The sequence below is a fragment of the Enterobacter sp. HK-058-C-ECC genome (assembly GCF_047531125.1).
GTDB lineage: Bacteria > Pseudomonadota > Gammaproteobacteria > Enterobacterales > Enterobacteriaceae > Enterobacter > Enterobacter quasiroggenkampii.
Window position 1 is genome coordinate 261,319 of the sequence record NZ_JBLKCH010000001.1, and the last position, 13,657, is coordinate 274,975.

Annotated in this window: 17 protein-coding genes; 5 read left to right on the forward strand and 12 right to left on the reverse strand. The window is 54.6% G+C overall.

The features are described 5' to 3' along the window. The first annotated feature begins 84 nt into the window (after positions 1 to 84). Positions 85 to 312, forward strand: a complete 228-nt coding sequence (locus tag ACMWJS_RS01255) for a YceK/YidQ family lipoprotein (RefSeq protein WP_008500835.1) — start codon at positions 85 to 87, stop codon at positions 310 to 312. A 6-nt stretch (positions 313 to 318) separates the two neighbouring features. On the opposite strand, the gene ACMWJS_RS01260 is transcribed toward ACMWJS_RS01255, so the two are convergent. From ACMWJS_RS01260 to ACMWJS_RS01270, 3 genes are all read right to left on the reverse strand, one after another. Next, a complete protein-coding gene (locus ACMWJS_RS01260; protein WP_008500834.1) occupies positions 319 to 693 on the reverse strand; it encodes a MysB family protein in 375 nt (124 codons plus the stop codon). Positions 694 to 789: 96 nt separating this feature from the next. After that, positions 790 to 2,007 (reverse strand): multidrug efflux MFS transporter MdtG, encoded by a 1,218-nt coding sequence (mdtG, locus tag ACMWJS_RS01265; protein WP_048222502.1) that lies wholly within the window; start codon positions 2,005 to 2,007, stop codon positions 790 to 792. Positions 2,008 to 2,150: 143 nt separating this feature from the next. Beyond that, positions 2,151 to 3,077 carry a Kdo(2)-lipid IV(A) acyltransferase gene (locus ACMWJS_RS01270; RefSeq protein WP_045910183.1) on the reverse strand — a complete coding sequence of 309 codons (927 nt, stop codon included), beginning with the start codon at positions 3,075 to 3,077 and terminating at the stop codon, positions 2,151 to 2,153. Positions 3,078 to 3,298: 221 nt separating this feature from the next. Between ACMWJS_RS01270 and ACMWJS_RS01275 the strand changes: the two genes are divergently transcribed. Further along, positions 3,299 to 4,348 carry a rhodanese-related sulfurtransferase gene (locus ACMWJS_RS01275; protein WP_008500831.1) on the forward strand — a complete coding sequence of 350 codons (1,050 nt, stop codon included), beginning with the start codon at positions 3,299 to 3,301 and terminating at the stop codon, positions 4,346 to 4,348. A 41-nt stretch (positions 4,349 to 4,389) separates the two neighbouring features. Here the strand turns inward: ACMWJS_RS01275 and ACMWJS_RS01280 are convergent, their stop codons facing one another. From ACMWJS_RS01280 to mdtH, 9 genes are all read right to left on the reverse strand, one after another. Continuing rightward, complete coding sequence (locus tag ACMWJS_RS01280) at positions 4,390 to 4,968, reverse strand: YceI family protein (protein WP_045401851.1); 579 nt, start codon at positions 4,966 to 4,968, stop codon at positions 4,390 to 4,392. Between the two features lies 1 nt (position 4,969). Beyond that, positions 4,970 to 5,536 (reverse strand): cytochrome b, encoded by a 567-nt coding sequence (locus ACMWJS_RS01285; RefSeq protein ID WP_414746484.1) that lies wholly within the window; start codon positions 5,534 to 5,536, stop codon positions 4,970 to 4,972. Positions 5,537 to 5,743: 207 nt separating this feature from the next. Then, positions 5,744 to 5,857, reverse strand: coding sequence for a DUF2770 family protein (locus ACMWJS_RS01290; RefSeq protein WP_032645429.1), 114 nt, complete (start codon positions 5,855 to 5,857; stop codon positions 5,744 to 5,746). A 60-nt stretch (positions 5,858 to 5,917) separates the two neighbouring features. Then, positions 5,918 to 7,036 carry an N-methyl-L-tryptophan oxidase gene (gene solA / locus ACMWJS_RS01295; protein ID WP_063621365.1) on the reverse strand — a complete coding sequence of 373 codons (1,119 nt, stop codon included), beginning with the start codon at positions 7,034 to 7,036 and terminating at the stop codon, positions 5,918 to 5,920. Positions 7,037 to 7,152: 116 nt separating this feature from the next. Next, a complete protein-coding gene (bssS, locus tag ACMWJS_RS01300; protein WP_008500827.1) occupies positions 7,153 to 7,407 on the reverse strand; it encodes a biofilm formation regulator BssS in 255 nt (84 codons plus the stop codon). Positions 7,408 to 7,679: 272 nt separating this feature from the next. Continuing rightward, positions 7,680 to 7,925: a DNA damage-inducible protein I gene (gene dinI, locus ACMWJS_RS01305; RefSeq protein ID WP_008500826.1), complete on the reverse strand. Its 246-nt coding sequence runs from the start codon at positions 7,923 to 7,925 to the stop codon at positions 7,680 to 7,682. 74 nt (positions 7,926 to 7,999) lie between these two features. Continuing rightward, entirely contained in the window at positions 8,000 to 9,046 is a 1,047-nt protein-coding gene (gene pyrC / locus ACMWJS_RS01310; RefSeq protein ID WP_414746485.1) for a dihydroorotase, read from the reverse strand. A gap of 126 nt (positions 9,047 to 9,172) precedes the next feature. Further along, entirely contained in the window at positions 9,173 to 9,733 is a 561-nt protein-coding gene (locus tag ACMWJS_RS01315) for a lipoprotein (protein ID WP_045910186.1), read from the reverse strand. 267 nt (positions 9,734 to 10,000) lie between these two features. Continuing rightward, positions 10,001 to 11,209: a multidrug efflux MFS transporter MdtH gene (gene mdtH / locus ACMWJS_RS01320; RefSeq protein ID WP_063621367.1), complete on the reverse strand. Its 1,209-nt coding sequence runs from the start codon at positions 11,207 to 11,209 to the stop codon at positions 10,001 to 10,003. Between the two features lie 236 nt (positions 11,210 to 11,445). On the opposite strand from mdtH, the gene rimJ reads away from it, so the two are divergent. Genes rimJ through ACMWJS_RS01335 form a run of 3 tightly spaced genes read left to right on the forward strand, consistent with a single transcriptional unit; the run spans position 11,446 to position 13,616 of the window. Continuing rightward, positions 11,446 to 12,030, forward strand: a complete 585-nt coding sequence (gene rimJ / locus ACMWJS_RS01325) for a ribosomal protein S5-alanine N-acetyltransferase (protein WP_008500822.1) — start codon at positions 11,446 to 11,448, stop codon at positions 12,028 to 12,030. A gap of 9 nt (positions 12,031 to 12,039) precedes the next feature. Continuing rightward, positions 12,040 to 12,690, forward strand: a complete 651-nt coding sequence (locus tag ACMWJS_RS01330) for a YceH family protein (protein WP_414746486.1) — start codon at positions 12,040 to 12,042, stop codon at positions 12,688 to 12,690. A 2-nt stretch (positions 12,691 to 12,692) separates the two neighbouring features. Then, positions 12,693 to 13,616: a Gfo/Idh/MocA family protein gene (locus tag ACMWJS_RS01335; protein WP_262750233.1), complete on the forward strand. Its 924-nt coding sequence runs from the start codon at positions 12,693 to 12,695 to the stop codon at positions 13,614 to 13,616. Positions 13,617 to 13,657 lie beyond the last annotated feature (41 nt).

Genomic DNA, 13,657 nt, shown 5'->3' on the forward strand with positions numbered 1-13,657 from the left:
GTGGTTAAGTAGAGCGGGTAAGCGAAGCGCCACCCGCCAGATAAAATACCGGCTTAATCGCCGGTATTTTTTTAGAGGTTACTCATGAGAATAATCATCGTCGTTCTGATGGCATGCCTGCTCAGCGGCTGCGGCAGCATCATCAGCCGCACCATTCCAGGGCAAGGCCACGGGAATCAGTATTACCCGGGCGTGAAATGGGATCTCCGTGACTCCGCATGGCGCTACCTCACCGTGCTGGATCTGCCATTCTCGCTAATTTTCGACACGCTGCTGCTGCCGATCGATGCCAGCCACGGCCCTTACGAGTAGCGTAAATTAACGCTCGTCCCACTCATCGGCTGCGGTTTGACCTTCTTCCGTATCGAGTGGTGGCTCGAGCTGAAATTCGCCCTCATCCCACTCGTGCAGGGTGTTCTCTTCCAGCCATTCCTGCCGCAGTTCGATTTCATCATAGTCACCGTCAAAGACGGCCTGCGCACCTTCACCGCTCAGGACCGGCAGGCATTCCCCTTCTTCACCTTCATCGGCAAAGAATTCGGCCTGCCACATAATATCCCCATCCTGCAGAACGTATTTTTGGATATTAAGTTGTTGCACGTCAGCATCTTCTTCTTCAACGCCGGGGTTGTCGGCGAGGAACTCTTCACGAGCGGCATCAATAGCTTCTTCCAGCGTGGCGTACATGGTCATTGGTGTCTCCCTGTTTTCCAGAAGGTTTCAGGGAAAGAATAGCTGAATATCTGATTCTGCAAGTATGAATACGAAAATAAGCTTCAGGCGTTCGTCTTATTCCGCCACCGGCCGTAACGCGCGGGATAAACTGAACCACGAATAGATCGCATTAAACAGCACTACGCCTGCCGTCACGATAAAGACGGCGCGAAAACCGAAGCTGGCGGAAATGCCAGCCCCGAGGAGCGGCCCGGTGACGTTACCGATGTCGCGAAACGACTGGTTATAGCTGAAAATACGCCCGGCAATCTGGTTTGTGGAGTTGTAGACCAGCAGGGTCTGAACGGCGGGCAGTAACGCGCCGTCGGCGGCGCCCAGCAAAAAGCGCAGAACACCAAGCTGCCAGGGCGAGTGCACCATCGACATGGGGATCAGCAGCAGGACGGAGATCACCAGCGCACAGATCAGAATTTTTTCCGGGCCGACGCGGTCTCCCAGTTTCCCCAGCCTCGGGGCGCTGAGCAATGCCGCCACGCCAGGCACGGAGGCGATCAGCCCGCTAATAAATGCAATATTGCTGACGTTGCCCGCCAGATCGCGAACGTACAGCGTGAGGATAGGGGCAATCGATCCGGTTGCAACCTGAATAATCAGGGTCGTCACGAACAGGCTCAGCACCAGTCTGGGATTTTTGAGCGAGGTCAGCACCTCCCTGGCGTGGAGCATCTCTTTCTTCGCAACGGGCGTGAAGTTTTCCCGAATACAGAGCAGGGTGACGATAAAGCACAGGAACAGCACGCTGGCGGTGATGAAGAACACCGGGCGCAGGCCATAGCTGTCGGCCAGGAGTCCGCCGGCCAGTGGCCCCAGCAGGGCACCGCTCACGCCGCCGGTTGAGAGCGTGCCCAGCGCCCAGCCGCTCTTATGGCGAGGAATTTGTGTGGCAATCAGGGCATTGGCATTGGGAATAAAGCCTCCCAGTAGGCCCAGCAACGCGCGCAAAATCAGGAACTGCCAGACGTTTTGCGCCACGCCCATCAGCGCCATGATAATGGCCATCCCCAGCGCCGAGCGGAGCAGCATGATTTTTCGCCCCTTGCGGTCGGCAAGGCCACCCCAGAAGGGCGAGGCCATCGCGGAAAACAGGAACGTGATGCTGAATACCAGGCCGGACCACATATTGAGCGCGCTGTGGCCCGTCACGCCCAGCTGTTCGACGTAAAGCGGCAGGAAAGGCATGACCAGGCTAAACGCTGCACCGGTGAGAAAACAGCCAAGCCACGCAACCGTGAGGTTACGCTTCCAGTTTATGGGGGCATCTGAGGGTGACATAACAATCCGCATAATGAGGTGCTGAGCACCTGAAGCATGAAGTAATAAGCCTGCTAATTATGCGCCTGGGTTATGATTGCCGCAATGAGGGGGAGCTTTTAAAGCTAAAACAGCATGCGGCCCTGAGGGCCGCACGTTGAAAATCAATAGCGGGAAGGCGTGCCTTTTGGCCGGGTTTTAAAGCGACGGTGCAGCCACATATACTGCTCCGGGGCGAGCATGATGCACTTCTCCACAACGCTGTTCATCCAGCGTGCGGTGGTTTCTGCATCGTCAAGCGGCGGTGCGAGTTCCGGCTCCAGCATCATCAGCTCGTAGCCTGAACCGTCCGGCTTACGGCGGGGAACAAAAGGCACGATGGCGGCTTTGGACATCCGCGCCAGCATCCAGGTACCGGTGGTTGTCGCGGCCTCTTCAACGGCGAAGAAGGGGACAAAAACGCTGGCCTGTGGGCCATAGTCGTGGTCGGGGGCATACCAGACCACTTCACCGGATTTCAGCGCGCGGATCATTCCCTTCAGATCTTTACGGTCGATCATGCTTTTGTTAGAGCGCATGCGGCCGTTGGTCTGGATTAAATCGATGACCGGGTTATCGTTAGGGCGATAAACGCCAATGCCGGGCGCCTGCATGCCGAACATACGCGCCCCGATTTCCAGCGTCAGAAAATGGACGCCGATCAGCAGAACGCCCGTCTGGTTGGCCTGAAGCGTATGCACCGGATCCATGCCGGTTCCCGTCACCTCACTCCAGCGAGCCATGCGTTTGTCCGGCCAGAACCACGCCATGCCGGTTTCCATAAGCCCCATCCCGACGGATTCGAAATTCTTTGCGACCATGTCGTGACGCTCTGATTCGCTCATCTGGGGAAAACACAGCTCAAGGTTGCGGTACGCGATTCTGGCGCGACGCTTCATAAACAACTGTGCGAAACGGCCCAGAAATTTACCCAACCGAAAAATAACAGGGTAGGGAAGCTGTACCAGAAGCCATAAAAAGCCGATGCCAAGCCAGGTCAACCAATAACGGGGATGCAAAAGGGCGGCAGTAAATGTTGGTAACTGGGTCATGTCTTTCCTGTGTTCAAACGTCCTGTTTTGCTAGTGTCTCATTTTTTGAGGCGTAGCCAAAATATCTGCTTTCGAAGCGTGCACGAATACAGCAATTGTTAAGCCTGATTAATCAGGGTGTGTGAAATGTAGCGTAAATTGTGTGGATGTAAATTGGTTTTGTTTGCTATATGATGCCGACCGAATTTTCCTTCTCTCTAACGATTCCAGGACTGTACACCATGCCAGTGTTACACAACCGCGTGTCGAATGAGATGTTAAAAGCGCGTATGTTGGCTGAAACCGAACCGCGCACCACCATCTCATTCTATAAATACTTCACGATCGACGATCCGCAGGCGACCCGCGATGCGCTTTATCAGGCGTTCACAGCGCTGAACGTCTTCGGCCGCGTCTACCTTGCCCGTGAAGGCATTAACGCGCAGATTAGCGTACCGGAAAGCAAAGTCAGCGCCTTCCGTGACGTACTTTATCAGTTTGACCCGGCCCTTAACGGCTTACGCCTGAACATTGCCCTGGATGATGACGGGAAATCCTTCTGGGTGCTGCGCATGAAGGTGCGTGAACGCATCGTGGCGGACGGTATCGACGATCCTGAGTTTAACCCGGCGGACGTCGGTGAATACCTGAAGGCGGCGGAAGTGAATGCGATGCTGGACGATCCGGATGCCGTGTTTATTGATATGCGTAACCACTATGAGTATGAGGTGGGGCATTTCGAGAACGCGATGGAAATCCCGGCCGATACCTTCCGCGAGCAGCTGCCGAAAGCGGTTGAGATGATGCAGGAGCATAAAGATAAAAAGATCGTTATGTACTGCACCGGCGGTATCCGCTGTGAGAAAGCCAGCGCGTGGATGAAGCACAACGGCTTTAATAAGGTCTGGCACATTGAAGGCGGCATTATCGAGTACGCACGCCGCGCCCGTGAGCAGGGGCTGCCGGTACGCTTTATCGGGAAAAACTTTGTCTTTGACGAGCGTATGGGCGAACGTATTTCGGACGACGTCATTGCCCAGTGCCACCAGTGCGGCGCGCCGTGCGATACCCACACCAACTGCAAAAATGACGGTTGCCATCTGCTGTTCATTCAGTGCCCGGCCTGTGCCGAGAAGTTTAACGGTTGCTGTAGCGAGCTGTGCAGCGAAGAGAGCATCCTGCCGGAAGAAGAGCAGCGTCGCCGTCGCGCAGGACGTGAAAACGGCAACAAGATTTTCAATAAATCACGCGGTCGTCTGAATACCAAACTGGGTATCCCTGACCCGGAATGATAATAACGCCCGGCACGGTGAAAGCCTGCCGGGCGACGTTATTACGATTTCTGCTGTACACCTTCAACGGAAATAATCAGCTCCACGTCCTGAGACGCCGGGCCTAAATCCGTTGTGATATTAAAATCTTTCAGGTGAATTTTCCCTGCCGCTTCAAAACCTGCGCGTTTACCTCCCCACGGGTCATCACCCTGACCCAGTAATTTCGCATCAAGCGTGACCGGTTTGGTTACGCCGTTAAGCGTCAGGTTGCCGGTAATATTCAGCTTATCGCCGTCTTTCTTCACCTCAGTAGAAGTGAAGGTCGCCTGCGGGAATTTCGCGACGTTGAGGAACTCCCCACTGCGCAGGTGTTTATCGCGCTCTGCGTGGTTTGTGTCGACGCTGTTCGTATTAATCGTCACATTGACTTTATCGGCCGCGGGATTTTTTTCGTCAAAGGTGAACGTGCCGTCAAAATCCTTAAAGGTGCCGTACAGCCAGCTATATCCCAGGTGCTGAATACGGAAATTGACGAAAGCGTGCTGGCCCTCTTTATCAATTTTATAATCCGCCGCCACGGCGGAACCGGCGGTGAATAACAGAGAACCCAGTGCGATACCCAGCAGGTGTTTTTTCATTTTATGCTCCAGAGTCAACTGACGAGCGGCCAAGCATGCGCTTTAGCGTATCGTCTTTGTCAATAAAATGGTGTTTGAGGGCGGCAAGCCCGTGAAGTACGGACAGGATCACCACGCTCCAGGCAAGCCAGAGGTGAATGACCCCCGCCGTGTCGGCCTGCGCCCCGGCATCGCTCAGTGTTGCCGGAACGTCGAACAGGCCGAAGACGTTAATCGGCTTACCGTCAGCCGTCGAAATGAGATAGCCGCTAATCAGGATGCCAAACAGCAGTGCATAGAGGGCAATATGCGCGGCGACGGCACTGAGGCGGGTAAATTTAATGTGGGTCTTTGGCGCAGCGGGCGGCGGGGAAATATGTCGCCAGATCACGCGGAAAACCAGCCCCAGCATCAGCAGGACACCAATGCTTTTATGCAACTCCGGCGCCTGGTGATACCAGCCATCGTAATAGCTGAGCGTGACCATCCAGAGTCCAAGTCCAAACATACCGTAGACGGCAAGAGCAAATATCCAGTGCAAACTTATGGATATTATTCCGTAGCGCCGGGAGGAGTTACGCAATTGCATGAGAATGTCCATTTTCAAATTAACCGGAAAGTAAAAATGAACGGGAAGGCGGGATATTGCAACTGAAATAATTGTCTATTGATTTTTATTTTATTTATTTCAGCAATTTTGAAAAGGATCGCTGGCGCTAATTCAATCTCTTCGTGCAAGCGAAATGGTGAGTTTCAATAAAGATAAATTAACGTCAATTATTGTCAGTAAGGCTTTTCAGTAAAATACAATGTAAACAAAATCAATAATGGCCAACAGCGCCCACAATAAGAGATAGAGCATAAAATGCTCGCGAATATTATTCATCAGAAAGCTAACGATCCTGCGCATAACGCCCCGTAATGCAGTGTGAATGAAACGGGCCCCGGGACGTCCGGCGCCCGTGGCGAATTATCCGTTAAAACGCGAGAGGGAGAAGGGCGTCAGATCAAACTGCGGTGCAATACCCTGGGCAAACTGCGCGGCGATTTCACCCAGCACGGAAGCAAACTTAAAGCCGTGGCCGCTCAGGCCGGTGATGAGCAGCGTGTTGTCATGCCCCGGCAGCGTATCAATGATAAAGTCTTCATCCGGCGTGTTGTCGTAGGTACAGGCCGCGCCATACAGCAAGCCGCCGACGCCCGGAAGAATAGTGCGCAGGAACGAGAAGGCTTCCGAACCATCCTGAGGAAAGGCGCCGAAAGGCTTACGCTCTTCAGGGGAGGTGATAGCCTGGCCCCCGTTGTGTTTACCGATTTTCAGCGCGTCTTTTTCTGACGGGAAGCCGTAGAACTGGTCGCCGTTGGGTAATTCGCCGGTGAAGGCCGGGAATTTATTCTGGACGCTGTAACGACCATCCGACTGGAACCAGGAGAAGACCTTGCGCACCGGCTGGATCGGCAGATCGGGCAGCAGGCGGGTAACCCAGGTTCCCGCGCTGACCAGCAGGCGATCCGCGGAATATTCACCGTCAAGGGTCGTTACCGTGACGCCATTATCGTCATGGGTGATGGCGTCCACCGGACAGTTGAACAGCTGCGCGCAGCCTGCCTTCTCTGCCAGCTCGATCCAGGTCTTGATCGCCGTTTCACAATGCAGCACACCAGAGTGGGCTTCAAAGAGGCCAATATAATCGTCCGGGACGCTAATTTCGGGCCAGCGCGTGCTAATGCCCGTCGCGTCCAGTTTCTCAACGTCCAGATTAAACGCTTTCGCGCTGCGTTCGACGCCGGCGAGAAATGCAGAATGGGCCGGGCCCAGGTTGATAACGCCGGTACGTTCGAAAATGCGGTCTTCAGTCTGTTTCGCCAGTTCGTCCCACAGCGTCTGGGCGCGAAGCACCAGCGGAACATAGCGCTCGCCTTCGCCATACGCATGGCGGATGAGGCGGGTATCGCCATGATGGCTGCCCTCCGCATGAGGCGGAAGATGGCTATCGATCATCAGGACCTTCAGGCCCGCCTGCGTCGCGTAATAACCGGCGGCAGAACCCACGGATCCGCTGCCAATAATGATTAAGTCGTATCTCATATGCATCTCGTAAACTGATGTTTTGTTAGCAGAGTAATTAACAACGCGGGGTTAGACAAGGGAGAAATAAATAAGGCACCGCGAGGGTGCCTGTTGAGTGAAAAGTGGGCATAAGCTTAGTGCCGTTTATACTCATTTTCCTGATAGTCGCCAGATTCTATTTTTGCAATACCTGCCTCTAAAATAGAAATAAACTGACGGGCGACGTCTGTTGTTAGCCACAGCGTCTGTCCAACTTCCGCTTCTTCACGGTTGAGTTGATTTGGGGTCTGGTAGTGCAAACGCAGCATCAGCGCATCGTAGCTATCTACGGTACTGATATCCCAGCCAACGAGTGGATGGGTCTGGATGACTTCACTATTCTTTTCCATTATAACCCCCTTAATGCGTGTTAGAAGACAACGGCTTTGAGGTTCAATGCATGTTTTTCTGAAAGCAACTTCAGTATACCAAGTAATAAGGGTTCCGAAGGGAAAAATAAACAGGTGGCAACACATTTTTCTGCTTTTTAGGATTGTTCGAACAATAAAACACCATCTCGTTCACGATTTTTAAAGAAGATGCCGAATTAATTTGAACTTACGGGATTTTAGGCAAAAAAAAGCCGGGGCGACCCGGCAAAAAACACAATGAGGGAGCAGTGTTAATCCGTGATGAACCAGTCGTCAGCGCTTTCCCACGTTTCCTGCAGGATTTCGCTGATGCGATCTTTATCTTCTTTTGCGGCACCAATAACGGAAAGGTTGTTTGCCGCGGCGTAACGCACCGTGACGGCACCGGCGTTGTCAGGAAAGGTATTGTTAATACGACGGGATAATTCGCCTGCCAGTGCATCAAGCGCGCCGGCAGGCAGAACGGTAGTTTTGGCTATGGTGACTTCAATACGCATAAATGCCCCCTGTGTAATATACTGTTTATTTATACAGGCATATTATCAGTTTGACAACAAGGGGCATTGATTTTTTAACGTTTTACCGTCCAGCTTACGGTTTCACCCGCCAGGAATGGGATCAGCGTGTCATCCGTCAGGGCAATGGATTCCTCTACGTGGCTCGCTTTACGCTCCAGTTCGATGAAGGTGTCATTGACCGGCAGGCCGTAGAAGCGCGGGCCGTTAAGGGAGCAGAACGCTTCGAAATGTTCCAGCGCGTTCATCTCTTCAAATACGGTTGCGTAGCTGGCAAGCGCCGTTGGGGCGTTGAAGCAGCCTGCACAGCCGCAGCTTGCCTCTTTACGATGGCGGGCGTGAGGCGCGGAATCGGTACCGAGGAACGCGCGGGAGAACCCGCTGGCGACCAGCTCACGCAGCGCCTGCTGGTGGATGTTGCGCTTGAGGATAGGCAGACAGTAGAGGTGAGGGCGCACCCCGCCCACCAGCATGTGGTTACGGTTAAACATCAGGTGTTGTGGCGTAATGGTGGCGGCGATGAGATCGTTGCCGTCACGTACGTACTCTGCCGCGTCTTTGGTGGTGATATGCTCAAAGACCACCTTCAGCGCGGGCAGGCGCTGGCGCAGAGGCTCCATCACGGTCTCGATAAAACGGGCTTCACGGTCGAAGATGTCAATGTCAGCATGCGTCACTTCACCGTGAACCAGCAGCGGCATACCCAGTTTCTGCATGCGTTCCAGAACCGGCATAATGGCATCAATGCTGGTGACGCCGTGGCTGGAGTTGGTGGTGGCATTCGCCGGGTAGAGTTTCGCTGCCGTAAACACGCCTTCGTTAAAGCCGCGCTCTACTTCGTTCGGATCCAGTGAATCGGTCAGGTAGCAGGTCATCAACGGGGTAAAATCGTGTCCCGCAGGAACGGCGCCGAGGATGCGCTGGCGATAGGCTATCGCGGCATCGACGGTGGTGACTGGTGGCACCAGGTTAGGCATGACAATCGCGCGGCCATAAATTTCGCTGGTATAAGGCACGACGGTTTTCAGCATATCACCATCACGCAGATGAATATGCCAGTCGTCAGGGCGGCGGATTTTAAGAACCTGGGGTTGTGCAGTCATGGAAGCTCCGGCTTGTCAGGAATCAGTCATTAGGATGGCTGTTTTTGCCGGACACAAATCATAAGCGGAAACGTTTTCGTTTGCACACTTTTCCGTAAAAAAAAGGGCGCCGCAGCGCCCTTCAGGTTAATCGGTGAAAGGAATGATAATTTCACCCGGCTTAACCTCTATCCCTTTTGCGTATTTTTTCGCCAGGGCTTCACCCTTGCTTTTGTCTTCACTTAAGACGTACGCGGGCTGCTGGTTAAAGTAATTCCGCAGCGACTGATTCAGATAGGGCATCAGGGTTTGCAGAACCGGCGCCATTTTGTCCGGAGACACCTGCGCATCGACGACTTCCATCTCCTGCAGGAAAATTGCCCCTTTCTCTTTATTGAAAACAGGGAGTGCCTTCAGCTTGAGCTTGATGTTGGCTTTCTGGTTACCAAAGAGGGAGGACATATCGAGGTCTGCATCACCGGCCAGGGTGACTTTGTTTGGCTCTTCACGTCCGATCTGGCTGGTGAGATTTGTGAGCACGATATGCGCATCGGCAAGACCCGGTACGCCAATGTCTTTCGAGAAATTGTTATGTTTTTCCAGCGCCTGATTAATTTCCTGTTCACTGACGGTATATTGCGTGAGCTGGTTACAGCCAACCAGCAGACCGCTGACAACCAATGCCGCGGCTAAGACAATTTTCTTCATAGTGTTCCTCAACGAAAAATCGGCGCTTCTGTCCTGTTACGCCAGTATGTCAGCGTGAATGGGTAGAAACCAGCAGAAAAAACTGAGAAGTGGGGCGGGAGCCGCCCTGGCACGTTCACCGGTCATGTCGTTAAAGAGTAGCAAGAAATATAAAGTGAACGGAATGACCACCACAGCCGTATGTTCCCCTCACCCTAACCCTCTCCCCAAAGGGGCGAGGGGATTGTTCTCTGCCCACATTAATCCGTGGGGATACCTCAGGAAAGGCTACGCGCCAGGCTCGAGCATGCCGCTCGCGCTGCGTTTCTGGCTGAACTGCCACCACAGGGCAAGGAGCGTCATAAAGCCCACCGCCCCAAGCATCATCCACGGGAGTTCAGGTTGATTTAACGCTTTGCCGGCATCAAACAACCAGCCGCCCCCGGCGTAACCTAATGCCCCGCCGAGTGCCAGCCCCAGGCGGCTGAACCCCATATAGCTGCCGCGCGCACGCGCATCCGCAAGCGAGGCGCTCAGCGTTTCGCGGGCAGGCTCGGCGATGATCGAGCCAATATAGAATGTGCAAATCAGCGTAAACAGCTGCTGGAGCGTGTTCACAAGGCCGATCGGCATCATGCTCAGCGTCATCAGGAACAGTCCGGCCATCAGACGATGTTCCAGACGAAAACGTCGCTCGCTCCAGCGGGCAATCGGATAGAGCAGCGTTAACGACAGGCAGGCTTCGATGGCGTACATCCATTTCACCGCCGCAGGGGTACCTGCAATGTCGTTAACCATGATCGGCAGCATCAGCATGACCTGCACGGCCAGCATGTAATATCCCGTCAGGGTCAACACATAGGTGACAAAGCGCTTGTCATGCAGCACGCGACCAAGCCCTTCCCGGACCGGCGCTTTCACCGTCGACAGTTTCCACGCCGGCAGGAACAGGCCATTAAACAGCGCGCACAGAATAAAGAGTACCGCGCCAGCCGCACAGACCAGACGGAAGTCATACTGCAGCAGCCAGCTTCCCAGCAGGGCGCCGACAACCGCCCCGGCACTGTCCTGCATCATGAGAATCGAGAAGAAGCGGCCGCGGTGCTGCGGGCGAATCAGCTTTACCACCAGCGCGGTGCGGGGCGGATCGAACAGCGTGCCCCCGATACCGGAGAGGAAACAGGAGAACCAGAGCAGCCATGGCTCCTGAGCGACCGCCATCGTGGCAAACCCTGCCGCGCGCAGCAGCATACCGGTTACGATCATCGGTTTCGCACCAAAGCGGTCGGCGATGGCCCCGCCAAAGACGCCCAGGCCCTGCTGGACAAACTGGCGTAGCCCCAGGGCAATGCCGACCATTAATGCCGCCCAGCCCATCTGATCGACAAAGCGGATCGAAATAAGCGGAAAAACGACAAAAAAGCCGAGCACGACCAGCATGTTATCGACGAGCAGGAAATATTTACCCAGGCTCCTGGCCTGTGATACGCGGGACATTTTCCCTCCAGGGAAAATAAGATGGTGAGCACGCTAACATTCTGCGGTGTCGCCGCGTTTTTTCCCACCCCTGAACGCGACAATATTTTTTTATCAAAAGGGTGCTTTGATAGAGAGTTCTCATCGAAAAGTGTGAAAAGAGGTGAAAATGGTATGTCACTGTTTTCACAGACGGCGCAGGCGCAGGTATAGTAAAGCTAATGGGTAAGCTGAAGTGACGGGAAGGAGTGGTATCGATGTTTGGCTATCGCAGTAATGTGCCAAAAGTGCGTCTGACAACGGACAGGCTGGTCGTTCGTCTGGTGCATGAGCGTGATGCCTGGCGTCTGGCGGATTATTACGCCGAGAATCGCCAGTTTTTAAAACCCTGGGAACCCGTTCGGGATGAGAGCCATTGTTACCCTTCCGGCTGGCAGGCGCGCCTCAGCATGATTACGGAATTTCACAAGCAGGGCAGCGCGTTTTACTTCGCGCTGCTGGATCCTGAAGAGAAAGAGATTATCGGGATCGCCAATTTTTCAAACGTGGTGCGGGGATCGTTTCACGCCTGCTACCTTGGCTACTCCATTGGCCAAAAGTGGCAGGGGCAGGGGCTGATGTACGAGGCGCTGACGGTAGCGATCCGCTATATGCAACGCACGCAGCACATCCATCGCATTATGGCGAACTATATGCCGCATAACCAGCGCAGCGGAAATCTGCTGGCGCGTTTAGGGTTCGAGAAAGAGGGTTACGCCAAAGACTATCTGCTGATAGACGGAGAGTGGCGCGACCACGTTCTGACGGCATTAACCACCCGGGACTGGACTGCAGGTCGTTAAGGAGAAAAGATGAAGTATCAGCTAAACGGTACAGAAGCGCGCGTGATTGGGTGCTTACTCGAAAAACAGGTCACCACGCCGGAGCAGTATCCGCTCTCCGTCAACGCCGTGACCATGGCCTGCAACCAGAAAACCAACCGCGAGCCGGTGATGAACCTCAGTGAACATGATGTTCAGGAGGTGCTGGACGCCCTGGTAAAACGCCACTATCTGCGCACCGTCAGCGGATTCGGCAACCGGGTGACCAAATATGAACAGCGCTTTTGTAACTCCGAATTTGGCGACCTGAAGCTGAGCAGCGCGGAAGTGGCGGTCATCACCACGCTGTTGCTGCGCGGGGCACAGACGCCGGGGGAACTGCGCACCCGCGCTTCCCGCATGCATGAGTTCAGCGACATGCAGGAGGTTGAGCAGACCCTGGAAGGGCTGGCTTCTCGCGAAGACGGCCCATACGTGGTGCGTCTGGCGCGCGAGCCGGGCAAACGCGAAAGCCGCTATATGCATCTGTTCAGCGGTGACGTTGATATTTCAGTGAAATCCAGCGCAACTGATATCAATGCTGGAGGTGACGATTTGGTTGCCCGCGTAGAGGCGCTGGAAGACGAGGTCGCAGGGCTGAAACAGCGTCTGGATGCCTTGCTGGCACATTTGGGAGACTGACGGTGAAAAAATTACGCGTAGGCGTGGTGGGGCTGGGCGGTATCGCACAAAAAGCCTGGCTGCCTGTTTTAGGTGCGGCGACGGACTGGACCCTGCAAGGGGCATGGTCACCCACCCGAGAAAAGGCAGAACGTATCTGCGAAACCTGGCGCATGCCGTATGCTGCCTCATTGCAGGATCTGGCCCGCGAGTGCGATGCGGTCTTTGTCCATACCTCAACGGCAACTCATTATCAGGTGGTGAGCGAACTGCTCAATTTGGGGGTTCACGTCTGCGTGGACAAACCGCTGGCTGAAAATGTTCAGGATGCCGAGCGGCTAATTGAGCTGGCCGCACGTAAAAAACTGACGCTGATGGTGGGCTTCAACCGCCGCTTCGCACCGCTTTACCAAAAGCTTAAGGCACAGTCGGGCACGCTTTCCTCGCTGCGGATGGATAAACACCGCACAGACAGCATCGGGCCGAACGATCTGCGCTTCACGCTGCTGGATGACTATCTGCACGTTGTGGATACGGCGCTGTGGCTCGCCAGCGGCAATGCGCAGCTGCAAAGTGGCACGCTACTGACGAACGAGCAGGGTGAAATGGTCTACGCCGAACATCATTTCTCGATTGATCATCTGCAGGTAACCACCAGCATGCATCGTCGTGCGGGCAGCCAGCGAGAATGCGTCCAGGCCGTCACCGACGGCGCGTTGTTCGACATTACCGACATGCGTGAATGGCGTGAGGAGAAGGGCAGCGGCGTGGTGACGCTACCTGCCCCTGGCTGGCAGAGCACGCTTGAACAGCGCGGTTTTGCCGGCTGTGCCCGTCACTTTATCTCCTGCGTGCAAAATCAGACGGTTCCTGAAACGTCCGGCGAGCAGGCCATCATGGCGCAGCGCGTTGTGGAAAGGCTCTGGCGCGAGGCCATGAGTGAATAACTCGCTGTAACATCTGCGGATAGTAATTCGTTGAAATCCGG